The organism is Pseudomonas sp. UBA5706, from assembly GCF_002419965.1.
Classification (GTDB): domain Bacteria; phylum Pseudomonadota; class Gammaproteobacteria; order Pseudomonadales; family Pseudomonadaceae; genus Aquipseudomonas.
This window is the reverse complement of the sequence record NZ_DIHC01000045.1, coordinates 61042-84138: the sequence shown is the minus strand read 5'-3', so window position 1 is coordinate 84138 and position 23097 is coordinate 61042. Positions and strand designations below refer to the sequence as shown.

The window sequence follows — 23097 nt, the reverse complement described above, 5'->3', positions numbered from 1 at the left end:
TTACCGGACACTAGTGACGCTGCGCGTGGGAATGCCTCCCCTGACGCTCCGCGTCAAGCAGAGAGCAGCTACAACGGCGTTACTAGGCCGGGCGTGCTCGGCCATGTGCTGACCGGGGTGAGGCTGTCGATCGGCATCCTGTGGATCGTGCTCGTGCCCTGCGCAATGCTGGGGGTTAGCGCGGGGCTGGGCTATTTCATTCTCGATACGCGCGATTGATTGGCGTACTCGGAGCTGATGGCCATGGTGCTGTTAATCGGCGTGTTGGGTTTCATGCTCGACGCTCTGGCGCGGAGGCTGCATCGACGCTGGGCGCATTGAGCGTGGCGCTAGGGCGCAGTTGTCGTGGTGACAACTGCGCCATAGCCTTATTCATTCGTCAAAAAACACCAATGCACGCAACTCTATACTGCGCCGTGGCGGTGCGCCTGCTGGTGTCGTCGGGTCATCGAACGCGGTATGGGCGCCGGCCCGTGCGGCGATATCGGTTTTGGAGTCGTAAATCTTCAGCAGCAGGGCTTCGTCCGGGGGTAATTGTGGGTAGTAGTACCAGCGATGGTTCGGGCTGGGCCGCACGGAAAAGGTTTCGCCAACCTTGTCGCGATACACCAGATCGCTGGCAATGAAGTCCGCCGCCTCAAGGCTTCTGGCATCGCACAACGCCAGCGGGGTGGTGTAGATCGGACCGCCGATCGGGCGCCAGAGGTTGATGATTGCGAAGCGTTTTTGCAGACGCTGCTCGGCTTCCTCCGCCGGAAGATGGTCGCGTACCCGGCGGATGGCCGAGCGTTCGGTTTGACGTTATGCCGTAGCGCACCGGTTCGCGCAGGCCAATGGCTTCCCGGCCAGGCTCGTCAATGCGGAGGGTGTGATCGAGAATCACCGTCTTCACCGCTCCGGTGGATTTACGCAACAGCGCGTCAGCTTCGGCATAGTAGAACTGCACGACCTGGGCTTGGTCTTCAAGATCCGCCAAGGCACTGACAGACTCGACGCGCTGGAAACCCTGGGCATCGAGCAGCGGTGGTGTCACCAACCGGCGCGCGTTGTGAATATCGACGCGGATGGGCTGCAGCGTACCGGTGCGCTGCGGCTGCCCTTCGGGTTGCGGCCAGGTGTAATTAACCGGACGCACGCCGTCGTCGCGCAGGTAGTTGAGTTCGCCGACCACCGAGGTCGGTCCGAGGTTGCGTTGCTCAATACCCATGTGAAATTCCCCCAGTGCAGGCAAAGCGTTTCATTGCGGCTTTTTAAATGGCCGCCGATCAACCGCTGGCCAGGCGCTGCGCGATGCGATCGCAAGAAAGCGGAATCCACTGTACCGGCGGCAGATGCATCGCCCATAGACTTTGCGATCCTATGGATATAGCTGTGAATGAGCGTTAATGGGGGTTGGTGCAAAAAAGTAGCGCCGGGTTAGACCGTTTATTTCCTAAACAATGGTTGCTATTCCCCTATCGCATATTCATAGCGTGCAATTCCATGTTTTGTTGTTGAAGGCCGGCGTTATAACGACGCTATTGATCCTGTAACAGCCGCCAGCACTGTCGTTATCCATGCACGACCGGTTCAGCATCCATTTCCGCTGTCGGGCTGACGTCTTGTAAGGAGACCCGCGAGCTTTAGAATCGGCCCAAGCCTTTCAACATTACTGTCGATTACGGAGATTCGAAAAATGATGAACGCCATGCAGATGCCAATGAACACCGCCATGCCAATGATGCCCATGATGGGCATGCCGATGATGATGGCGACCATGAAGTGCGAGATGACGGCTGATGCCATGATGTGCACCATGACGCCAGCCGCTGGCATGGATATGGCGATGTTCAAGAACAACGCCGAGATGATGGCGATGATGATGAACTGCGGCATGCCAATGATGATGCATTGCGCCAACATGTCGATGATGTGCATGGCCGAAGATGGCATGGTGATGATGAGCATGATGTCGACCATGAACATGCCGATGATGCCCATGGGCATGCCTATGCCAATGATGAAGTGCATCATGGTGTGCACCCTCGAGGCTGATTGCATGAAGTGCAAGATGATGCCGATGCCAGGCATGAGCATGGACATGATGAATAACTGCTGCACGCTCATGATGAAGATGATGAACGACTGCTCCATGCCGATGATGATGAGCTGCAATGGCATGCCGATGATGTGCTGCACTTGCTGAGCTGAGGCTATCGCGCGATTGACGCGTGGTGTAAGTCGCTGTGCAAGAGCCCTGACGTGAAAGCGTCGGGGCTTTTCTTTTGTCGCGCGGGTACCTTGGTGCCTTGTTTCTGCCTCGGTCAGCGCCCACGTGGCGATCGGGAGCGCCAAAGCCTGGGCCCATGAACGTCAACAGCAGAGGACCGAAGACCGCAAGGGTGTGATTGAGAAATGAAGTTTGCCCCAAACCTGTCGGAGCTGCCGGAACTGTGCGGCAGCCGCGAAGGCGGTGGATCGGACACTCCCTGAGTTCTGCACACGACACAATTGTGCATGGCTCGCGTTGACACGCAGCAGGCTCAGCAAGCCCCGTTGATCAGTGCAAAGGCTCAGGATAAGTGATCACTACAAACGCTACCGCTTCACTGTCAGCGGGGTTGCGATAGCGATGGGGTTGGTCGGCGTAAAACAGGATGGAGTCGCCTGTCGACAACAAATAGCGCTCTTCGTTGACGCTAACTTCCAGCACACCTTGGGCAACCACGAGGTTTTCCTGGATGCCCGGCCCGTTACCGTTGGAAATCTCCTCGCCCAGCCCCTTCAGACGAATCTCGTAAAATTCCGATTGCCGTGCCATGTCGTAGGGGAACAGCGCGCGACTGGTAAATGCCCCGTCAGGGCTCACCAACCGCTTGCTCTGTTGCGCGGGAAGCACCTCGACGTCCTCGAATGCGCGATTCTCCAGGAAAGCCGCGACCGAAACCTTCAATCCCTTGGCAATCTTGCAGAGCACCTTGATTGACGGCACGCTGCGCCCGGATTCGATCTGCGCCAGCATCGCCCGGCTGACACCGCAGTTTCGGGCCAGGGCATCGAGGGAGAGGTGGCGTTTGCTGCGCAGCCGCTGCAGGTTCTGTGCGACGCGCTGACCAATGGGGTCTTCTTCGGAAGCTGAAGTCTCCCTGTGCTCCGGTTCCGCCTCATCTTGATCGGAAACAAAGTGCAGAAAATTCATCGCCTCATGCCCGGCGGGTATCACTGGAAGGCGTAGCGGCTTGAGCCGCAAATGTCGCAAGCCCGGCCCGCGCCGCATACAGGTTCCACATCAGCTCGGCCGCCGCCCGTGCCTGACGACGTTTTCGGTAGAGGGTGAAATCGATGATGTTCTGGGTTGTAGGCATGGCGCATATCTCTCGGCAGGCGACGGAATACGCCCAGAGTAAGGCGCTGCTCATATTTCGATAAATACTGAGTTTGCATTTGGTAATTCCATTTAGAGATTAGGAAGCGAAAAGGCCATGCTTGATCGCTGTCTACGGTCATTGGTGACAGTAGACAGACGGCCTAGCCGGTTCCAGACCTGCTCATGGGATTACGGCGCTTGGCGATAATGGGTCATCTCATCGGCGCCAGGGATTTTCAGGCGTTCAGCCTCCTCGCACGATGAGGTTGTGGCGATCATCCGGGCGCCCGTGGCCTTGGCCTAATGTGCAGAACGCTCACAACGCGCTTTTTCATGCAACGCCGATTTTCCATTGCGCAGGCGGCGGGGTGCCATTGACCGCGAAGTCGCCGACGATCCGGTCCTTATAGATGCGCGGGTTGTGTGAGGTCAGGGTCCGGGCGTTGCGCCAGAAGCGATCCAGCCCCAGCGGGCGTAATGTGGCCGAAGCGCTCAATGCATCGAACATCCTCGTGCTGGCATCCAGAATCAGGTCGCTGACGATGGTCTGCGACTGGGCAATCTCCAGTTCGGCGATATTCACGGCCTGTTTCAGCACCTGGGAATCGCCGCTGAGCCTGGCCTGATACGCCCGCTCCAAGGCCTCAGCGGTTTTCAAGACAATGGCGCCCGCGCTGTAGGCTGCTGCGCGCAGGCTGCCGACCACTTGCAGCACTTGAGGATCCTGGGCGACCCGGGTGGCGTTGCCGTTACTGAAGCTGCGCGTGCGCTTTGCGACGGCGGCCGCGACTTCGCCACTCAAGGCGCGGCCGATGCCTGCCAAGTTGGCCAGGTGCACGATCTGATACAGCGCCGGGGAGTACTGGAATTTATCGTCGACGCTGACGATGTTGCGCGGGTCCACCGCCACGCCGCGCACATGGGTGGTGCCGCTGGCGGTAAGGCGCTGGCCGAACCCGTTCCAGTCATCGACCACTTCGACGCCTTCGGCATCGCGATGTACGGTGACGAATACGCGCTTGTCGTCGTGATCGCTGACCGCGACGTCGATCCAGTCGCTGTACAGGCAGCCGGTGGTGTAGAACTTGTTGCCGTCGATGCGCCATTGCTCGCCGTCCAGGTACAGCCGCGAGTTAAGGTGCGATTGCGCCGTGTCGCCCACCTCACCGGTGGCCGGGCCGACGGTTTCGCCGCGCACCAGCCGCTCGAACCAGACCTTGCGCCGTTCCTCGTCGCCGCTGTTAAGCAGGTTCTCGGTGAAGCCCAGATGCCCGCGCAGTGCTTGCACCAGATTGGAGTCGGCTTCACCCAGCTCGATCAGCAGGTTGGTCAGCTCTGGCAGGGTAACGCCCGTGCCTCCGTATTCTTTGGGCACGCGTAGGGCGGTGAAACCGGAGGCCTTGAGCAACTGCAGCTCCTCGACCGGCAAACGGCGCTCCAACTCACGGCTGATGGCGCCTTCGCGCAGGTTGGCGAACAGCGGGCGAAAACGCTCTGCCAGTTGTTCATAGCGAGCAGAAGGGCCTGCGCCCCAGGCGGCATTGACTTGATGGGCCATGTTCAAACTCTCTTTGCAAATGTAATCGGAAGGCATCCGCCTCGTGGTGGCCGCCTCAGACGGCGATCGAGTGTTCGCGCGGCAGGCTTGATGGATGCGCCGGGAACGGCAGGCCCAGACGCTCACGCAGGGTGCTGCCGGTCGGCCCGTCTTCGGGCACCAGGCCGCGGCGTTTCAGCTCGGGCAGAATCAGTGCGATGAAATCGTCCAGGCCTTCCGGATAGGTGGGTGGCAGAATGTTGAAGCCGTCGGCGCCGTAGCCTTCGAACCAGGCTTGCAACTGATCGACCACTTCCTCGGGGGAGCCCACCAGGGTCCAGTGGCCACGCGCCCCGGCCAGTCGCAAGTACAGCTCTCGAATGCTCAAGCCTTCGGCGGCCAGTTGCAGAATCAACTGCTGGCGGCTTTTCGAGGCGTTGGTCGCGGGCAAATCCTGAGGGAGCGGGCCGTCCAGCGGCAGCTGCGATAGATCGACGCCGCCGAGCAAGCCAGACAGCAGGCTCAAGCCCACCTGCGGATGCACCAGATTCTGCAACCGTTGATGCTTGGCATGGGCCTGGACCGAGGTGGGCGCGGTGAAGATGGTCACGCCCGGCAAAATCTTGATGTGCTCGGGTTTGCGACCAAGCACGGCGGCGCGGGATTTGATATCGCCATAGAAGGCCTGGGCGTCGGCCAGGTTCTGGTGCGCTGCGAAGATCGCTTCAGCGGTGGCGGCGGCCAGGGCTCGACCGTCGTCCGAGGCCCCGGCTTGCACCAGCACCGGTTTGCCTTGTGGCGAACGCAGCACGTTGAGCGGACCGCGGACATGAAAATGCTCGCCGTGATGGTCTGCCACGTGCAGTTTGCTGCGGTCCAGGAACAGGCCCTTTTCCCTGTCCAGCAGCAGCGTTTCGTCCTCCCAACTGTCCCATAGCTTGTCGACCACCTCTTGAAACTCCCGCGCCCGGTTGTAGCGATCGGCGTGGGCGGCCTGCTGCCCCTCGGACTTGCCACCGAAGTTCTTCGCCGCATCCGGGTCGCTGCTGGTCACCAGGTTCCAGCCCACCCGGCCGCCACTGATCTGGTCCAGCGAGGCGAACTGCCGCGCCAGGTTGAACGGCTCGCTGTAGCTGGTGCTGGCCGTCGCGATCAACCCGATGCGTGAGGTAACGGTTGCCAGTGCCGACAGCAGCGTCAGCGGCTCGAAACTCAGGCTGGGTGCGATCACCCGGTCGAACGTCGGTGCATCGATTCCGCGCACCGACACGCTGTCTGCCAGAAACAGCGTGTCGAAACCGGCGGCCTCGGCCTTGCGTGCCAGCTCGATGAAATGGTCCAGGCGAATCCCGGCGTCCGCCTGCGAGCCGCTGTCACGCCAGGCGGCGATGTGATGCCCGGTGGCGCGCAGGAACAGGCCGAGTTTGAGGGTGTCGGTGCGTTTGCTCATGGAATGACTCCTTGTATCCGTGACGGGTCAGCAGGCGACGGCGAATGAAAGGCTGTCGCTCGCAGGGATCGAAGCCTGGCTGCCGGGAATGGCTGCCAGCAGGCGTTGCGTGTAAGGGTGTTGCGGGGCCTGCCAAAGCCGATGAGGCGTGGCCTGTTCAACGATGCGCGCCTCATGCATCACCAGCACCCGGTCGGAGAAGTAGCGCACCACTGAAAGGTCATGGGAGATAAACAGATAGGACAAATCGAACGCTTCGCGCAGCTCGACCAACAGATTGAGAATCTGTGCCTGGGTCGAGACGTCCAGCGCCGACACCGGCTCGTCACAGATCACCAGTTTCGGGTTGACGATCAGCGCTCGGGCTATGCCGATACGCTGGCGTTGGCCACCGGAAAACTGGTGGGGCAGGCGTTCCAGGCTGCTGCGTGCAAGACCCACGGCGTCCAGTATGCGTTCCCGCGCCTGGCGCCTGAGGGTGGCGTCGGCCTGACCGTGCAGGCGCTGGACGCGATCGAGCAGGGTGGCGACGCTGTGCCGAGGATTGAGCGCAGCGTAAGGGTCCTGGAAGATCATCTGGATCTGCCCCCGCCAGGCCAGCTCCTCGGCCGGATTCAGCGTGGCGATGTTTCTGCCTGCAAAAGCGATCTGTCCCTGGCGGGCCGGGATCAGCCCCAGCAATGCCTTGCTCAGGGTTGACTTGCCGCAGCCCGATTCGCCGACCAGCCCCACGGTTTCCCGCTCACTGATGGAAAACGACAGTTCTCTGACGACATTGCGCTCGGTGTAGCCCAGGCTGAGGTTATCCACCTTGAGCAGCGGCGCAAGGCCAGGTGTCGCTGGTCGCGGCGCCTGTCCGGAAGGATAGTGAATGCTGCTGATCTGGTAATCGTGGGGCTGCCCCGGCCTGCGGGTGATCTGCATTTCCGCCAGGCGGTTGTCGAGGTAATGCTGCTCGTGGTCGCGGCCCAATGAGGCGTTGAGCAGGCCTTGGGTATATGGGTGCGCCGGGCGCAGGAAGAGTTCGTCGCTGTGGCGATGCTCCAGTGCCTGGCCATCGTGCATGATGATGACCCTGTCGGCCTGTTGCCTGACCACACCCAGATCATGGGTGATCAGCAGCAGGCCCATGCGCAACTCCCTGCGCAGCCTGTCCAGCAATTGGAGGATCTGTGCCTGAACGCATACGTCCAGCGCGGTGGTCGGTTCGTCGGCGATCAATAACCGCGGCTCGCAGGCGATGGCCATGGCAATCATCACCCGTTGGCGCTGGCCGCCGGACAAATGCTGCGGGTATTCGCGCAGGTGAGCGGCGGGGCGTGGCAGTTGCACCAGGCCGAACAATTCTTCGGCGCGCGTCCAGGCCTGCCGGCGCGAGAGGTCGGTGTGGGTGAAAAGGGTTTCGGTCAATTGCTCGCCCAGCGTCAGCACCGGATTGAGGCTCGACAGCGGCTCCTGAAAGACCATGCCCAGACCGTTGCCCTGAACCTCGCGCATTTGCCGAGGCGAAAGTTTGAGCAGGTCCCGGCCCTCAAACAGCACCTCACCGCTCAGCCGGGCGTTGGCAGGCAGCAGCCTCAGCAAGGCGAGGGCGGTGGTGGATTTACCGCAGCCGGACTCACCGACCAGCGCCAGGGCTTCACCGGCATCGAGCGTGAAGTCAAGGCCTTTTACCGCCTCGACACCTTCGTAACTCACGCGCAGGCCGCGTACGTCGAGCAGGCTCATGGGATGTACCTGCGCAGGCGCGGGTTAAGCGCGTCATTGAGCCCATCACCCAGCAGATTAAACGCCAGCACCACCAGAATAATGGCGAAACCGGGCAGTGCAGTGAGGTACCAGGCGCCGGCGATCTGCTCGCGACCGGCACCGATCATCCCACCCCAACTGGGTCTGTTGGGGTCGCTCATGCCGAGAAACGCCAGGCCCGCTTCGATTAGAATCGCCGACGCCACGAGGATCGAAGACGTGACCACCAGCGGCGCCAGGGCGCTGGGGAGGATTTCGTGAAGGATGATCGAGCGATTGCTGAAGCCCTGGCTACGCGCTGCCGTGACGAAGTCGGCTTCGCGCAGTGTGCGAAACTCAGCGCGTATCAGGCGCGCTACCGTGGGCCACGACGAAATACCGATGGCCAGGGCGATGATATTCACCGTCGGCGTGCCGATGGCGACAATCACGATGACCAGCAAAAAAGCCGGTACGGTCTGGAACACTTCAGTCGTGCGCATCAGCACATCACCCAGCTTGCCGCCGTGATAGCCGGCCAAAGCGCCAACCACGATGCCAATCAGCACACTGACCAGCGTGCCGTACACCGCGATCAACAGCGACGCCCGCGCCCCGTAGGCGATGCCGGCCGCCACGTTGCGCCCCAGCGAGTCGGTGCCTAATGGATAGGTGGGGTCGGTGCCGGGCCAGAGCAGCGGTTCGGCGACCATTTCCAAGGGATCGCCGGGAAAGAAATGGCCTGCCGTCAGCGCCATGGCCAGCGTCAGCGATAGAATGGCCGTGCCCACCAGCGCTGCAGGGTTACGCCGCAGTGCGCCCCATAAGCTTTCGCTGTGCCCGGCGCACCCGGGCTTGATGGTGATAATCGTCATCGAGTACTCACTTTGCGAAAAGCCGAACCTGAAAAAAGCCCTACTGAACCTGAATGCGCGGGTCGAGCCATGCCTGCAGCAGGTCCATCGCCACATTGACCACAATCACCAGAATCGATGACAGCAGCAGAATGCCGAGCAGCAGGTTGTAATCACGCGACAACACTGCATCGAGGGTCAGGCGTCCCAGCCCTGGCCAGCCGAACAGGGTTTCGGTGACTGCGGCGCCGCCCAGCAGGGCGGCGAAATGCAGACCAGCCATGGTGGTCACCGGCAGCAACGCGTTGCGCAGCACGTGACGCAGGGCGACCCGTGCGGGATGCAACCCCTTGGCCCGTGCCGTGCGAACAAAGTCCTGGCGTTGTACTTCCAGCATCGCGGCGCGGGTAAGGCGCGCGTACAGGGCGATGTAAAACGTTGCCAGGGTCAGGACCGGCAACAGCGCGTGTTTGAAACGGTCCAGCAGCCAGGCGCCACCGTGTGCGTCCTGCCCCAGCGTCTGAATGCCGTCACTGGGCAGCCAGCCAAGGGTCACCGAGAACAGCACCACGCCCATCAGGCCGATCCAGAAACCTGGCGTGGAGTACAGCAACAGCACGGCCAGCGACAGCACACGATCCGGCCAGCGATCAACCTTACTGGCCATGACCACGCCCGCCGCGACGCCGATGACCAAGGCCAGCACCAAGGCGCTGATCATCAGCAGTAACGTGTTGGGCAACCGGTCGACGATCAGTTGCCCGACCGGCAGGTTGAAGCGCGGCGATACCCCCAGGTCCAGATGCGCCAGGTGATTGAGGTAGGCCAGCAACTGCTGACCCAGGCCCAGATCCAGCCCGAAGTGGCTGCGCCATTGCGCAAGGGTGGCCTGCGTGGCACCCCCCGATTCGCTGGCAAGTACATCCACGGCGTCACCGGGAATCAACCGCAGCAGAAGAAAATTCAGCAGCAAAATGCCGAATACCGTAGGCAGCGCCTGCCACAGCGTGCGACGCGCCAGACGCAACATCCTCAGACGCTCAACCATGGGCAGGCGCCTCGCCGTTCAAGCGCACTGCGGCCAGACTGCCGTCCAGTCCGCTGCCGTCGTCTTCGAACCCCGACACCCGAGTATTGAACACGGTCACTTGCTGCTGCATGACCAGTGTGATGTTAGGCAGCTCCTCAATGACGATCTTCTGGAACGCCTTGAACAGATCGCCGCGCTTTTGCTCATCGGTCTCCACCGCAGCGCTTTCCAGCAGGCGATCGACGTCGGGGTTGTTGTAGTGCGAGCCGTTGGAAAATGGCAGGCCCTTGCGAAAATTCTTCGACCAGAACAGGCGCTGCACCCCGACGGTGGGGTCGAACATGGTGCCCATGCCGACTACCGCGAAATCGAAGTCGCGGTCGGTGTAGATGCGTTTGGTGTACGTGGGGAAGTCCTGATTGCGCAGTTGCACATCGATGCCGATGCGCGCCAGCGCTGTGCGAATGTAGGCGGCAGTGCGCGCATAGCTGTCACCGTAGGGCAGCGGGTCCAGGGTCAGGCTGAACCGCGAGGCGCCTTTGAGGGGCAGGCCGGCCTGATCGAGCAGGGCATTGGCCCTGGCGACATCGAACGGGTAGGGGTCGGGACCGGTGTAGACGTACTGCGGGAAATTTTTTGGTATCGGCGAAACGCTGACGTCGGCGTAACCGTAGTACACGACTTTTCTGATCACTTCCCGGTCAATGGCGTGAGCGATGGCCTGGCGCACTTCGTGACGGGCGAGCAACGGATGGTCGAGGTTGAATTCGAGCATGGTCGGCGTGACGCTGTAGCTGTATCCGCGCGTGGTGAACTGCAGCTTGCCCGACTGGGTGATGCGCTTGAGATCGCTCAGCGGCACCGGACTCTGGCCACCGGCGTCGAGGGTGCCGTTTTCAAAGGCCGCCAGACGCGACGCGGAGTCGGGCAGCACCTTGAGCAACAGCGTATCGACCGCAGGCAGGCTCGGATTCCAGTAATCAGGGTTGCGTTCGTACTCGATGAAGCTGCCGCGCTGCCACTGTTTGAAGCGATACGGGCCGGTGCCGATCGGTGCATTGTTGTGCGGGTTGCTCAGCGGATCCCCGTCGGCGTACAGGTGCTGCGGCAGGATTGGTGTTTCACCGCCGGCAAACGCGCGGATCAGGTAAGGCGCCGGCTTGGCCAGTCTGACGATGGCCGTGTAAGGGTCTGGCGTCTCAACGCTCACCAGGTTGGCAAACGTACTGCCGCCGCGCGGGTGATAGCGCTTGTTGAGGTCCAGCGAGAACGCCACGTCCTGGGCCGTGAATGGTTCGCCGTCGTGCCATCTGACTCCTTGACGCAATGCGAACCGATAGCTCAGCCCGTCCGGCGCAGCTTCCCATGACACCGCCAGGCCTGGCTGCGGCGCAAGCTGTTCGTCATAGCTGAGCAATCCTTCCAGCACCTTGCTGCTGGCGGTGACGGTGGTGCCTGCCGTGGTATTGAACGAGCTCAGTGAAGGCGGCTCCGGGTTGACCAGCAGATTGAAAACGCGTCGGCCGGAGACCGCTTCAGCGGTGGCCGCAGCCAACGCGCTGGGCAGGAACGGTACACCGGCGCCGAGCAGCGGCAGAGCAGAGAGCCCGGCGATCAATTGACGACGAGAAAAACCCATTGGCGTGTTCCTTTAGCTTGAAAAAAGGCAACTCCGTGACGCTGACTCAATGGCGCAGACCGGCCTGTTTGAGCAACGGCAAGACTCGCTCGCCGAATTGCTCAAGGTCAGGCTTGAAGTCGAAAAAGCTCAGCTGGATGCCGTCGATGCCGGCCTGTTTGAGGCGCAGGATGTCGCGGACCACCGTGTCGGGGCTGCCGACCAACTGAATGTTGCCGCCGACATAGCGATGGTCGGCCTGATGACCACGCCAGGCATGGGCATCACTTGCCTCCCGGGCATGCCCTTGCAGCGTTCCGGGGTCACCTGCGGCAGTGATCGCGGCATGGTGCTCCCAGGCTTCGGCGTCGCTGTCGCGGCAGATAACAAGCGGGTTGATCAGGGTGCGGACGCTGCGGCCATAACTGTGGGCTGCATGTTTGATGCGTTGCAGGTGCTCGGGCAGTTTGCTGAGTGCGTTTTCGATCTCGGCGCTGCCGGGGCTGGTGGTAAAGACGATGTCCGAATGCCGCGCGGCGAAGTCGATGCCCGCGCTGGAGCCGGTGGCGTTGACCAGCACCGGCCGGCCGAACCGGGGTTTTACGCTGCTGTAGGCTTCTTCCAGGCGGTAGTAGTCGCCATCGAAATCGACGTTGTCGCCGCTTGCCCAGAGTTGCTGAACCACGCGGATGAATTCGTCGGCCTGACGGTAACGCTGATCGTGCTCGATCGGTTCGCTGCCAAAACGCCGATGCTCGCGGTGACGGTGTCCGGTCACCAGGTTCAGCCCCCAGCGACCTTGACTGATGTGGTCCAGCGTGGCCCCGAACTTGGCCAGATGCAGCGGGTGCCAGGGTCCGTACAACACATGCAGCGTGGATATCAGCAGGATGCGTTCGGTGACCGGGGCCAGCGCCGCCTGAGTGATGAACGCGTCCAGGGATTCGTCGTGATAACGAATGTCGCCTCCATAACCCCCTTTGCCCAGCCATTCGGCGAGTGCGAACACCAGATCGAAACCCAGTGCTTCGGCCCGAAGCGTGAGTTGCTTGTTGTAGTCGAACGTCCAGTCGGTGCCTCGGGGCAATGCTGACGCACTCCAGCCCCCGGACTGCACCGGAAGAAACAGGCCAAGCATCAAGGGTTGGGAAAAAGCTTTGGATAATGGGCTGTCTGGAAAGTCGAGTGGCGAACGATATTCAGGCAATTGAAACACTCCGACGCTGACTGTTGTCGGTAGGTAAGTGCAAGGGATATGCCGCTTATTAGTAAACTATTCAATGCCCGTGTATTTAAAGGCGAGACGGTGTCGTCGTGTAGTTAAGCAGGGTCGTACGAGTGCGCTGATTAGAGAGAATCTGCATACTCACTGTTGCTGTAGCAACAGTTTGGCCCTTGCGGAATAGAGGTGCTTCGAGCGTCAGGCTCTATGGGAGCAAGGCCGGTGGCCGCGGCATGTCGAGATCGCCATTGTCGACCAGTGCGCGAGTACCAAACTTTGTGGCGTGTTGATCCAACTTCAAGATGTTTATGGGCAGGGAATAACTTTAGTTTAAAACGTTATAGGCGCATTTGAAGATACTATCGACGCTGGGTGAGCAAGCTAATTATTGGCGCTCCGGTTCGCAGGATCGTCATGGAACAGTTTCTCTCTGTGCACGTTATAGAGTTGTGCCACTTCACGGATGACGCGTGCTTGTTTTTAGTTATTCGAATCGCCAAGCAAGTTCGTTGTGCAAGATCGCAGCGCCCCAGATCATCACGCTGGTGGGCACCGGCGAAATCGACTTCGGCTCGCGCATGATGCCGCCGCTCATCTCGGCAATCGCAAGCGGTCTTGACCTCAAGGTGGTGGCCGCGGCTGGCAAGACCCTGCAGGAAGCGCCGCACATGAAATACTTCGTGCGGGCCGACTCCGGGATCTTCACGCCCAAGGACATGGAAGGCAAAACCGTGGGCTTCAACAGCTTTGGTGCGTGCGCCGAATTCGTCACCAAGAAGTACCTGCGCGAGCATCAAGTAGACGTCGACTAGATCAACTGGGTGGAGGTCCCGCGCTTTCTGCTGGGAGCACGGGTGCGTTGCTGGCCCGCGTCTACCCGCCGGTCGTGTGCGCTGCTGGCCTGTTTCTGCCAGGAGCGTGGGTGCGCTACTGGCCCGCGTCTATCCACCGGGCGGGTGCGCTGCTGGCCTGTTTCTGCCCGAAGGGCGTAGGAGCGTTGCTTGCACGCGATCTGCCGGGGACCGGCAGTAAAACCGCAGACCTCGGTGGTGTCAGGTGTACCGCGTATGAAGGGTTTACTGCTGCTGTGCAGCAGATCGCTGGCAAGCCAAGCTCCTACGGCCTCCGGCCAGAATCGATAGGCCCCGCGCTGTGCCAAGCAATGCGTCGTTGCCTGTTTCTACCCAGAGCGTGGGTGCGCTACTGGCCCACGTCTATACGCCGGGCGGGTGCGCTGCTGGCCTGTTTCTGCCCGAAGGGCGTAGGAGCGTTGCTTGCACGCGATCTGCCGGGGACCGGCAGTAAACCACAGACCTCGCTTGTATCAGATGCACCGCGCAGGGCGGCCTACGCGACTGGCAGACTACGGGCGGCCAGGTCAAGGCGTGGGATCTGCACCGTAACGCCTTTCTGGTGGACAGCATGAAGATCACCGACGGCCTGATTTGCCACTGAGGTTCATGCGCGCTTGGGCAACACCCAATCCTTACGGATGAAGTGGCAGGTGTAGCCATTGGGGATGCGCTCCAGGTAGTCCTGGTGCTCAGGCTCGGCTTCCCAGAATGCGCCCGCCGGACTGATCTCGGTCACCACCTTGCCTGGCCACAGGTCCGAGGCGTCGACGTCCTTGATCGTATCCTCGGCGATACGTTTCTGTTCTTCATTGAGGTAGAAAATCGCCGAGCGATAACTCAGGCCGATGTCGTTGCCCTGGCGGTTGGCGGTGGAGGGGTCGTGGATCTGGAAGAAGAATTCCAGAATCCTGCGGTAGCTGATCAGCGCCGGATCGAAAACGATTTCGATGGCCTCGGCATGGCTGCCATGGTTGCGATAGGTGGCGTTGTCGACATCGCCGCCCGAGTAGCCCACGCGGGTGGACATCACGCCAGGGTAACGACGCAGCAGATCCTGCATGCCCCAGAAGCAGCCGCCAGCGAGCAGTGCGGTTTCGGTTTGTGTGGTCATGGATCGATCCTTGCCTGTGATGCCTGAATGAGTGCAGTCAGGTTGTGAGTGCCTTGACAGCATCGGGTTCAATTCTCCGCCCAGTTTGCTCGTCTGCCGCAGAGGGGCGCAAGGCTCGGTGCGAGCTGTGGCTGCAGCGCGGCGACTGATTGCCCCTCGAAATCACGAACTCTGACACCGGTTCCAAAGTCTGCTTGAAGAGCAAACACGACTATTCGCTAGTCAACCTCTTCATAGGGACATCCGTGAACACACCGCGCATTGGCTTCGCTTGCATGTACCGCCATCACGAGCGCGAGTTGTCGCTCAAAGAGCTTAAGGCCCTGGAGGGCGGCTATAACCCTCGGACCACGACACTGCGCTGGATGGACAGCGTGACTTTGCAGGTTGCCCAGGAAAAGCTGCTGGACATCGTCGAGCACAATCTTGCGGCGCAGATCCGCCTGCTCGGTTATGTCGCACAGTTGCCGCAAGGCAGAAGAATGCTGCGACTGAGCAGCGACCTGTTGCCGTTTTACAGCCATCGGAAAGTGGCAGCGTTTTATCAGGCGCCGTCGGTCATGGCCCGTCTGCAGCAGCTGTTCGCGACGATTGGTGACGCCGCACGTCAAGCCGATATTCGTCTGTCTTTTCATCCCGGCCAGTTTTGCGTACTGGGGTCGGATCGTGGGGATGTGGTCGAAAACAGTCTCGCCGAATTCGAATACCACGCCGACATGATCCGCATGATGGGCTACGGCCAGTGTTTTCAGGATTTCAAATGCAACGTTCACATCGCCGGCCGCCACGGGGCGGAAGGCGTGCGCGCGGTGTGGCCGCGCTTGTCCGAAGTGGCGCGCCACTGCATCACCTTCGAAAACGATGAGAAAACCCATGGCGTCGACGACTGCCTGCAGCTGGCCGATCTGGCGCCGGTGGTGCTGGACATTCACCATTGCTGGATCCACGAAGGTCATTACATTGCGCCTGTCGACCCACGCGTAGGGCGCATCATCGACAGCTGGCGCGGCGTGCGCCCGGTCATGCACTACTCACAACCGCCGGAGAGCCTCCAGGCATTGGGATTTACCGCTGAGCAGAAACTGGAAGTGGAGGATTTGCTGCAGGTGGTCAACAAGCGCGACCTTTACCTGCACAGCGATCGCATGTGGAACGAGTGGACTAACACCTACGCGCTGCAGTTTCTCGACCGCTTCGACATCATGTTCGAGGCCAAGGACAAGAATCTGGCGGTTGAGGCGTTTTACCAGCGCTATTTGGCGTCTGGCAGCTGATCATTTCGCAATCGTGCGAGGCCATTGGGCCTACAGTTGAGCGTGTCGGCGCGCATCGGACTTGAGGTTGAGCGTGGTCCGGCGTCTTTTGCGTCACAGACGCGTGACATTGATTGCCAAGCTTCATTCCAGCGCCGCTGTGGCGTAGTGTGTTTCGCACGTTTGCCGACTGGAAGAGGTAAAAGAGATGACCCTGCAAAACCGCCTGGACAACCTGTACCCGAGCGCCGACGAGATTCCCGAGCCGTTCCGCGCAGGGCCTGCCATCGAGCAGCGCGAGTACCTGGTCAATGGTGAGCTGCACCGGTGGCAAGGGCCTCTGGCGCCAGTGCTCAGTCCGGTGTCGCTGAAAACCGACGCGGGGCTTGAACCGGTGGTGCTGGGCAGCACGCCGCTGATGGACGCCGACACCGCAATGACCGCGCTGGACGCTGCCGTCAACGCCTATGACCGGGGGCAGGGCGCCTGGCCGACCTTGCGCGTTGCCGAGCGTATTCATCATGTCGAAACCTTCCTCACGTTGATGCGTGAGCAGCGTGAGGCCGTGGTCAAGCTGTTGATGTGGGAGATTGGCAAGAACCTCAAGGATTCGCAGAAAGAGTTCGACCGTACCTGCGATTACATCGTCGACACCATCAACGCGCTCAAGGAGCTGGATCGCCAGTCCAGCCGTTTCGAACTGGAGCAGGACACGCTCGGCCAGATCCGTCGGGTGCCGTTGGGCGTGACGCTGTGCATGGGGCCTTACAACTACCCGCTGAACGAAACCTTCACCACGCTGATCCCGGCGCTGATCATGGGCAATACCGTAGTGTTCAAACCGGCCAAGTTCGGCGTGCTGCTGATTCGTCCGTTGCTCGAAGCGTTCCGTGACAGCTTCCCGGCCGGGGTAATCAACGTGATCTACGGCAGTGGCCGCGAGACGGTCAGCGCTTTAATGGCCAGCGGCAAAATCGACGTGTTCGCCTTCATCGGCACCAACAAGGCCGCCAGCGCCCTGAAAAAACTTCATCCCAAACCGCACCGCCTGCGCGCGGCATTGGGGCTGGACGCCAAGAACCCCGGCATCGTGCTCCCGGACGTCGACCTGGACAACGCCGTCAGCGAAGCCGTCACCGGGTCACTGTCGTTCAATGGCCAGCGCTGCACGGCGTTGAAGATCCTGTTCGTGCACGAGGATTTGGTTGAACGTTTCCTTGAGAAGTTCGACGAGAAACTGGCACAGCTCAAACCCGGCATGCCTTGGGAAGCGGGCGTTTCGCTGACGCCGCTGCCAGAGCCGGGCAAGACCGACTACTTGCAGGGCTTGGTGGACGATGCGGTGAGCAAGGGTGCCAGGGTCGTCAACGAGGGCGGGGCAACGACTCATCATCAGTTCTTTTACCCGGCGGTGCTGTACCCGGTCACGCCGGACATGCGCGTCTATCACGAAGAGCAATTTGGCCCGGTGGTGCCTGTGGTGGCGTACCGCGACCTGGAGACGGTGATCGAATACGTGCTGGATTCGGACTTCGGTCAGCAATTGAGTATTTTCGGCAACGACTCCAGGCAGGTCGGGCGCCTGGTGGATGCATTCGCCAACCAGGTGGGGCGCATCAACATTAATGCTCAATGCCAGCGCGGACCGGACACCTTCCCGTTCAACGGTCGCAAAAATTCGGCGGAGGGTACGTTGTCGGTCCACGACGCACTGCGCGTATTCTCGATCCGTACCCTGGTGGCGACCAAGTTTCAGGAAAGTAACAAAGCGCTGATCAGTGACATCATTCACAACCGCGAGTCGAGTTTCCTGACCACTGATTACATCTTCTGATTAGCATATTTACACCCGGGCACCGCGTCCATTAGTGTGCGCGGTAGCCATTTGCCTTGAACCTGCGGATGTCTGTGCACTCGAATCTAGACACCTTACCGGATACCGCTGCCCTTGGTCGAAGCCACTCCTGAGTTGACATCCACCTCTGATTCCCCGGCGCTGGCTGTCAGCGTCCTGCAGATGCTGCGCACCGCCACTTCCGTGCAGCACAAGGCGCTGGAGGCGCGACTGCCGCTGACACATGCCGATCTTGACCGAAGCCTGTACACCAGAATCATCGAAGCCTATTACGGCTTTCATGTGCCGTTGCAACGGCACATCGACCAGTTCGTCAGTCCTCAGGCGTGCGACCCGAAGCGTTATAAGGTTGCGGCACTGATCAAGGACCTGCGCGCCCTCGGCCTGAGCGATGGGCAAATCGACCGATTGCCCCTGTGCTGTGATTTACCGAGGTTACAAACGCAAGGCCATTTGCTCGGCATCATGTACGTTATCGAGGGCGCCACCCTGGGCGGCCAGGTGCTGCGGCGGATCATCGCCGACAGGTTGGGGATTGAGGCCGACAGCGGCGGCGAGTTTCTCGACGTCTACGGCCGGGACACGGGCCGGCGCTGGAAGGCGTTTCTAAAACAGCTGGCCGACTTCGATCAGCCCGAGTACAACGGGGACGTGGTGGACGCGGCCTGTGCCACCTTCGCCAGCTTCGAACGTTGGCTTGACCGCGCAGGAGTGCTGCTGTGACCTCCATCACCGAACAGAACCTGGATGCCTTTTTGCACAATTGCGCCGACGAGTCGATTCGGACCCCTGGCGCCATTCAGCCCCACGGCGTGCTGCTCACGGTCGATGAGTCGTCATGGACGGTGCAGCAAGCCAGCGCCAACGCCAGCGTGATGCTCAATGGCGCCGCTGATGCACCCTCAGACCAACCGATTTCAGGCCGACCGCTATCGTCCTGGCTTGGAGAAGATCAGGCCCGGTCCCTGCGCGAAGCTGTCGGCAGCCGGGCACTGGAGGACATCAATCCCTGGGCCTTGCACTGTGGCAAGCAGCCGCTGCAAGCCTTGCTTCATCGCCATGCTGGCTTGCTGTTCATCGAGCTTGAGCGAGTCGCCGAGCCTGCCTCGACGCAACCACTGGATCAACACCTTGGCCGTACGCTGCGTCGTCTGCAGTCGGCAAAAAGCCTGGCTGCGCTTTACGACATCAGCGTTAACGAAATCCGTGCGCTGACCGGCTACGACCGGGTGCTGATCTACCGCTTTCAGGAGCAGGGTCACGGGCAGGTCATCGCCGAATCCGCCGCGTCGGAACTCGATACGTATCAGGGCCTGTTTTTCCCGGCCAGCGACATCCCCGAACAGGCCCGCGAGCTTTACCGCCTGAACTGGCTGCGAATCATCCCGGATGCGGCCTATGTGCCAGTGGCGATCGTGCCCGCGCTGCGCCCGGATGATGGCCAGCTGCTGGACATGAGCCATTCGGTGCTGCGCAGCGTCTCACCCATCCATTGCCAATACATGCACAACATGGGCGTGCGTTCATCCATGAGCATTTCCCTGCTCAAGGACGACCAGCTGTGGGGCCTGATCAGTTGCGGCAACCGCCAGCCGTTGCAGGTGCCTCACCCATTGCGTGCCGCGTGCCAGACCATTGGCCAGGTGCTGTCGATGCAGATCAGCGCACTGGAAGATGTGCACGCGCAGCGCCAGCGTCAGGCCAAGGAAGGATTGCTCAAGTCCTTGGCGCACGCCATGGCCAATGCCGCCGGCGACGTCTACCAGGGGCTGGCTGAGCAGCCAGATGCGCTGCTCGCGCTGGCGGATGCCAGCGGCGCCGCGGTGATCATCGACGGCGAACCGCAGCTGTTCGGTCAGTGCCCTACGACCGAACAGCTGCGCGCGTTGCAGCGCTGGGTCCAACAGCAGCCTGGGCCCGTTATCGAGACGTCACGCCTGGGTGACGTATTTCCCGAAGCGCAGGGCTATCAGGCGGTCGCCAGCGGTCTGCTGGCCTTCAGCCTGCCCAAACCGGTGGACAATGCCGTGTTGTGGTTTCGGCCCGAGGTCAAGGGCAGCGTGCAGTGGGGTGGTAACCCGGATGCGCCGAAGCACCTGACAGCTAACCGTTTGCAGCCGCGCACATCCTTTGAGGCGTGGAAGAAGCAAGTCACCGGCACGTCGCTGCTGTGGACAGCGGGCCAGGTCTACGCCGTGTCCGACCTGCGGCGCTCGGCGCTGGAGTCGGACCTGTCGCGCCAGGTGCTTCGCGAGAAGGATGCCGTTCACGCTCGGGATGAGCTGGTGGCGGTGGTGTCCCATGACCTGCGCAGCCCACTGACCGCCATCGTCATGCAGTGCGGCATGATGCAGCGTCTGGTCGCTGCGGATGCCACGCCTGCGGCGAAGCGGCTGCATTCGGCTATCGATACCTTGCAGCGCGCGACCGCCCGCATGACCCACCTGCTTGATGACCTGCTCGATACGTCGAAAATCGAGGCCGGGCGCTATTCGATCTCGCCGCAACCGGTGGAGGTGAGCCAACTGCTGGAGGATGCCTGGTCGTTGCTCACGCCGCTGGCGCTGAACAAGTTCATCGATTTGACGTTTACCACTGAGCCAGCCCTGACGATCATGGCTGATCCGGAGCGGATGTTTCAGGTGTTGTCGAATCTGGTTGGCAACGCGATCAAGTTCACTCCCCGAGAGGGGCGTATCAGCGTAACGGCGATGGTCGAAGGCGGCGTCGCGGTCATCAGCGTTGCCGACTCCGGCGCAGGTATCGCGCCGGATCAACTGCCCCATGTGTTCGAGCGTTACTGGCGCATCCGGGAAGGCAATCCGAGTGGGTCGGGCCTTGGACTGTACATCTCCCAAGGGATCGTGCGCGCCCACGGCGGTGAGTTGACGGCGACCAGCGAAGCGGGTCAGGGCAGTGTGTTTCGCTTTACCGTGCCGCTGGCAACGCCGGCATAATCCTCCCTACCCACGTCCAATCCTGCCGCAGGTGCTGGCATACGATTCGCATGCGGCCTGTCGTCCTGGAAACGCACCTAATAGTCGAGGTTTGTTTGGTGATCTGACGACAGCTTCTATATCCTTTTCGCGTCAATCCTTATGCCCACGATGGCAGGGGCCGACCCTGCATTTACGCAAGACCAAGGGAAAGCTGATGAGTACCACCAGTACGCCGCTCTCCGGCGTCAACCAGCCACTGAAGGGCATCGCACTGATTGTCCTGGCAACCTTTCTGTTTTCCAGTCACGACACGCTGTCCAAATACCTGTCTGGCATGTACCCGATCATGATGGTGGTATGGGTGCGCTATGTGGTGCACACCGGGCTGATGGCGTGCATCTTCATGCCGTCGGCAGGGCTGCGGGTGCTGCGCACCAAGCGGCCGGGCCTGCAGGCGCTGCGGGCGGGCTGTCTGCTGGGCACCAGCTTGCTGTTTACCAGTGGCCTCATGTTCATTCCCATTGCCGAGGCGACGGCGGTCAACTTTCTCGCACCGCTGCTTGTCACCGCGCTATCGGTGCCGCTGCTCAAGGAAACGGTGTCACGCGGGCAATGGATTGCCGTGCTGGTGGGGTTTTGCGGGGTCATGGTAATCGTGCATCCCGGCGGGGAGTTGTTTACCCCTGCGGTGCTGCTGCCTTTGGGTTCGGCGCTGTGCTTTGCCTGCTATCAATTGTTGACGCGGTTGGTGGCGGCCCATGACAGCCCGACCACCAGCAACTTTTTCGCAGGGCTGTTCAACAGCCTGCTGATGAGTGCCATCGTGCCGTTCTTCTGGCAGGCCCCGGAGTGGAAACATGTGCCGTTCATGCTGGCGCTGGGCACGTGCGGAATGGTCGCGCACCTGATGCTGACCCAGGCATTCCGCTTTGCCGCACCGGCGTTGCTGGCGCCGTTTGGATACTGTCAGATCGTGTTTGCAGGACTTTGGGGATTTGTCGTGTTCAACCATGCGCCGTCACTGACCGCGCAAGCGGGGATCGCGATTATCTGCCTCAGTGGACTGGCTGCGGCCTGGCAGCAACGCAAGAAAGGCGGGTGAGCGGGGTAGTCCGGGAGGAGAAGTCTGCATGCTTGTGCCGTGATCGGGTCGCGTCGTGCCGTTTTTTTATTGCCTGTTCCCGCGAGGCCTAACCGGCGTCCCAGACGGGTGTTTACGTTCGTCACACCGTCTGGAACCTTTTGCGCGGGATGATGTTAGCTTGACACCTCATCGGTAACAGGGTATTTCGTCGCTTCCGCTCGTTGCACCAAAAGCGCTTTGTATTTAACAAGTTAGGAATCAATCCGGAGCTTCGGACCCCATTCCTGACCATTTTCGTGTGTCTGCCTGTCGTCGCGTGCTTCTCGTCAGCTACCGACCAGCAAACCCTCAGGAGCAACCTCATGGCAGTATTGCAGCAAACCACCGTGGACTCTCTCAAGCGTTCCGAAGCCCAACTCTCTGCACGCTGGCTCGCGGACCTGGAAGTCAGCGGTGCCACGCGCAATCTGAAAGCCGATGACCTTAAACAGCAGACGAGCGAGTTTCTGCGCCTGCTGACCCGCGCCCTGGAGAAGGGCGGCGCGCAAAGCATCTCCAGCAGCGATTGGGACGAAGTGCGCCAATTCCTCGAAAAGCTCTCGCACCAGCGCGCGCTGGCCGGTCAGGATTCGCAGCAGACTGCCCATTTCATTTTTTCCTTGAAAGGCCCGCTGTTCACGCTTCTGCAGGAGGAGTTCGCTGATCGCCCGGCTTTGCTGGCTGAACAGTTGTGGGAAATCTCCCAACTGCTGGACGGCTTGGGCATGCATACCATCCGCACCTATCAAAAGTCGCGTGAATCGGTGATCAAGCGTCAGCAGGAAGAGCTGCTGGAGCTGTCTACCCCGGTGGTCAAGCTGTGGGACGGCGTGCTGGCGTTGCCGATGATCGGCACCCTGGACTCGCAGCGTACGCAGGTGGTCATGGAGTCGCTGCTGCAGCGCATTGTCGATACCGGCTCGGAAATCGCCATTATCGACATTACTGGCGTGCCGACCGTGGACACCTTGGTCGCGCAGCACTTGCTCAAGACTGTCACCGCCATTCGCCTGATGGGGGCCGATTGCATCATCAGCGGCGTGCGGCCGCAGATCGCCCAGACCATCGTCCACCTGGGGCTGGACCTTCAGGGCGTGGTCACCAAGGCCAATCTGGCCGATGCCCTCGCGTTGGCCTTACGTCGCCTGGGCCTGACCGTCGCCAAGGCGGTATAAGC

Annotated in this window: 19 protein-coding genes and 2 pseudogenes; 8 read left to right on the top strand and 13 right to left on the bottom strand. The window is 61.0% G+C overall.

The window, feature by feature from the left end; translation table 11 throughout:
* Positions 1-78: 78 nt before the first annotated feature.
* Positions 79-321, top strand: a pseudogene (locus tag B3I26_RS23195) (ABC transporter permease subunit); the annotation flags it as partial.
* Between the two features lie 51 nt (positions 322-372).
* Here B3I26_RS23195 and B3I26_RS23190 read toward each other — a convergent pair.
* The 12 genes and pseudogenes from B3I26_RS23190 to B3I26_RS23135 all read right to left on the bottom strand — a co-directional run bounded on the left by B3I26_RS23190 (position 373) and on the right by B3I26_RS23135 (position 12770).
* Positions 373-780 carry a CmcJ/NvfI family oxidoreductase gene (locus B3I26_RS23190; RefSeq protein WP_296261145.1) on the bottom strand — a complete coding sequence of 136 codons (408 nt, stop codon included), beginning with the start codon at positions 778-780 and terminating at the stop codon, positions 373-375.
* 91 nt (positions 781-871) lie between these two features.
* A pseudogene (locus B3I26_RS23185) lies at positions 872-1207 on the bottom strand (methyltransferase); the annotation flags it as partial.
* Between the two features lie 362 nt (positions 1208-1569).
* Positions 1570-2178: a hypothetical protein gene (locus B3I26_RS23180; protein ID WP_296261143.1), complete on the bottom strand. Its 609-nt coding sequence runs from the start codon at positions 2176-2178 to the stop codon at positions 1570-1572.
* 361 nt (positions 2179-2539) lie between these two features.
* Positions 2540-3178: a helix-turn-helix domain-containing protein gene (locus B3I26_RS23175; protein WP_296261138.1), complete on the bottom strand. Its 639-nt coding sequence runs from the start codon at positions 3176-3178 to the stop codon at positions 2540-2542.
* Positions 3179-3182: 4 nt separating this feature from the next.
* Positions 3183-3344 (bottom strand): hypothetical protein, encoded by a 162-nt coding sequence (locus B3I26_RS23170; protein WP_296261136.1) that lies wholly within the window; start codon positions 3342-3344, stop codon positions 3183-3185.
* Positions 3345-3677: 333 nt separating this feature from the next.
* The gene (locus tag B3I26_RS23165) at positions 3678-4904 is read right to left on the bottom strand and encodes an acyl-CoA dehydrogenase family protein (RefSeq protein WP_296261134.1); all 1227 of its coding nucleotides are present in this window, start codon (positions 4902-4904) and stop codon (positions 3678-3680) included.
* A 55-nt stretch (positions 4905-4959) separates the two neighbouring features.
* Positions 4960-6333 carry an LLM class flavin-dependent oxidoreductase gene (locus B3I26_RS23160; RefSeq protein WP_296261132.1) on the bottom strand — a complete coding sequence of 458 codons (1374 nt, stop codon included), beginning with the start codon at positions 6331-6333 and terminating at the stop codon, positions 4960-4962.
* Between the two features lie 27 nt (positions 6334-6360).
* Positions 6361-8061: a dipeptide ABC transporter ATP-binding protein gene (locus tag B3I26_RS23155; protein ID WP_296261130.1), complete on the bottom strand. Its 1701-nt coding sequence runs from the start codon at positions 8059-8061 to the stop codon at positions 6361-6363.
* The gene (locus B3I26_RS23150; protein ID WP_296261128.1) at positions 8058-8936 is read right to left on the bottom strand and encodes an ABC transporter permease; all 879 of its coding nucleotides are present in this window, start codon (positions 8934-8936) and stop codon (positions 8058-8060) included. The genes B3I26_RS23155 and B3I26_RS23150 overlap by 4 nt, the downstream gene beginning before the upstream one ends.
* 40 nt (positions 8937-8976) lie before the next feature.
* Positions 8977-9963 (bottom strand): ABC transporter permease, encoded by a 987-nt coding sequence (locus tag B3I26_RS23145; protein ID WP_296261127.1) that lies wholly within the window; start codon positions 9961-9963, stop codon positions 8977-8979.
* Positions 9956-11584, bottom strand: a complete 1629-nt coding sequence (locus B3I26_RS23140) for an ABC transporter substrate-binding protein (protein ID WP_296261126.1) — start codon at positions 11582-11584, stop codon at positions 9956-9958. The genes B3I26_RS23145 and B3I26_RS23140 overlap by 8 nt, the downstream gene beginning before the upstream one ends.
* A gap of 46 nt (positions 11585-11630) precedes the next feature.
* A complete protein-coding gene (locus B3I26_RS23135) occupies positions 11631-12770 on the bottom strand; it encodes an LLM class flavin-dependent oxidoreductase (protein ID WP_296261125.1) in 1140 nt (379 codons plus the stop codon).
* Between the two features lie 524 nt (positions 12771-13294).
* Between B3I26_RS23135 and B3I26_RS23130 the strand changes: the two genes are divergently transcribed.
* Positions 13295-13597 (top strand): ABC transporter substrate-binding protein, encoded by a 303-nt coding sequence (locus B3I26_RS23130; RefSeq protein WP_296261123.1) that lies wholly within the window; start codon positions 13295-13297, stop codon positions 13595-13597.
* Positions 13598-14243: 646 nt separating this feature from the next.
* Here B3I26_RS23130 and msrA read toward each other — a convergent pair.
* The gene (gene msrA, locus B3I26_RS23125; RefSeq protein ID WP_296261122.1) at positions 14244-14750 is read right to left on the bottom strand and encodes a peptide-methionine (S)-S-oxide reductase MsrA; all 507 of its coding nucleotides are present in this window, start codon (positions 14748-14750) and stop codon (positions 14244-14246) included.
* 245 nt (positions 14751-14995) lie between these two features.
* On the opposite strand from msrA, the gene B3I26_RS23120 reads away from it, so the two are divergent.
* The 6 genes from B3I26_RS23120 (at position 14996) to B3I26_RS23095 (ending at position 23095) form a co-directional block, all read left to right on the top strand.
* The gene (locus tag B3I26_RS23120; RefSeq protein ID WP_296261121.1) at positions 14996-16024 is read left to right on the top strand and encodes a UV damage endonuclease UvsE; all 1029 of its coding nucleotides are present in this window, start codon (positions 14996-14998) and stop codon (positions 16022-16024) included.
* A 187-nt stretch (positions 16025-16211) separates the two neighbouring features.
* Entirely contained in the window at positions 16212-17837 is a 1626-nt protein-coding gene (locus B3I26_RS23115; RefSeq protein ID WP_296261118.1) for an NADP-dependent glyceraldehyde-3-phosphate dehydrogenase, read from the top strand.
* 114 nt (positions 17838-17951) lie between these two features.
* Positions 17952-18581, top strand: coding sequence for a biliverdin-producing heme oxygenase (locus tag B3I26_RS23110; RefSeq protein WP_296261117.1), 630 nt, complete (start codon positions 17952-17954; stop codon positions 18579-18581).
* Positions 18582-18586: 5 nt separating this feature from the next.
* Positions 18587-20815: an ATP-binding protein gene (locus B3I26_RS23105; RefSeq protein WP_296261142.1), complete on the top strand. Its 2229-nt coding sequence runs from the start codon at positions 18587-18589 to the stop codon at positions 20813-20815.
* A gap of 196 nt (positions 20816-21011) precedes the next feature.
* Positions 21012-21899: a DMT family transporter gene (locus B3I26_RS23100; RefSeq protein WP_296261116.1), complete on the top strand. Its 888-nt coding sequence runs from the start codon at positions 21012-21014 to the stop codon at positions 21897-21899.
* Positions 21900-22243: 344 nt separating this feature from the next.
* Positions 22244-23095 (top strand): STAS domain-containing protein, encoded by an 852-nt coding sequence (locus tag B3I26_RS23095; protein WP_296261114.1) that lies wholly within the window; start codon positions 22244-22246, stop codon positions 23093-23095.
* The last annotated feature ends 2 nt before the right edge of the window (positions 23096-23097 follow it).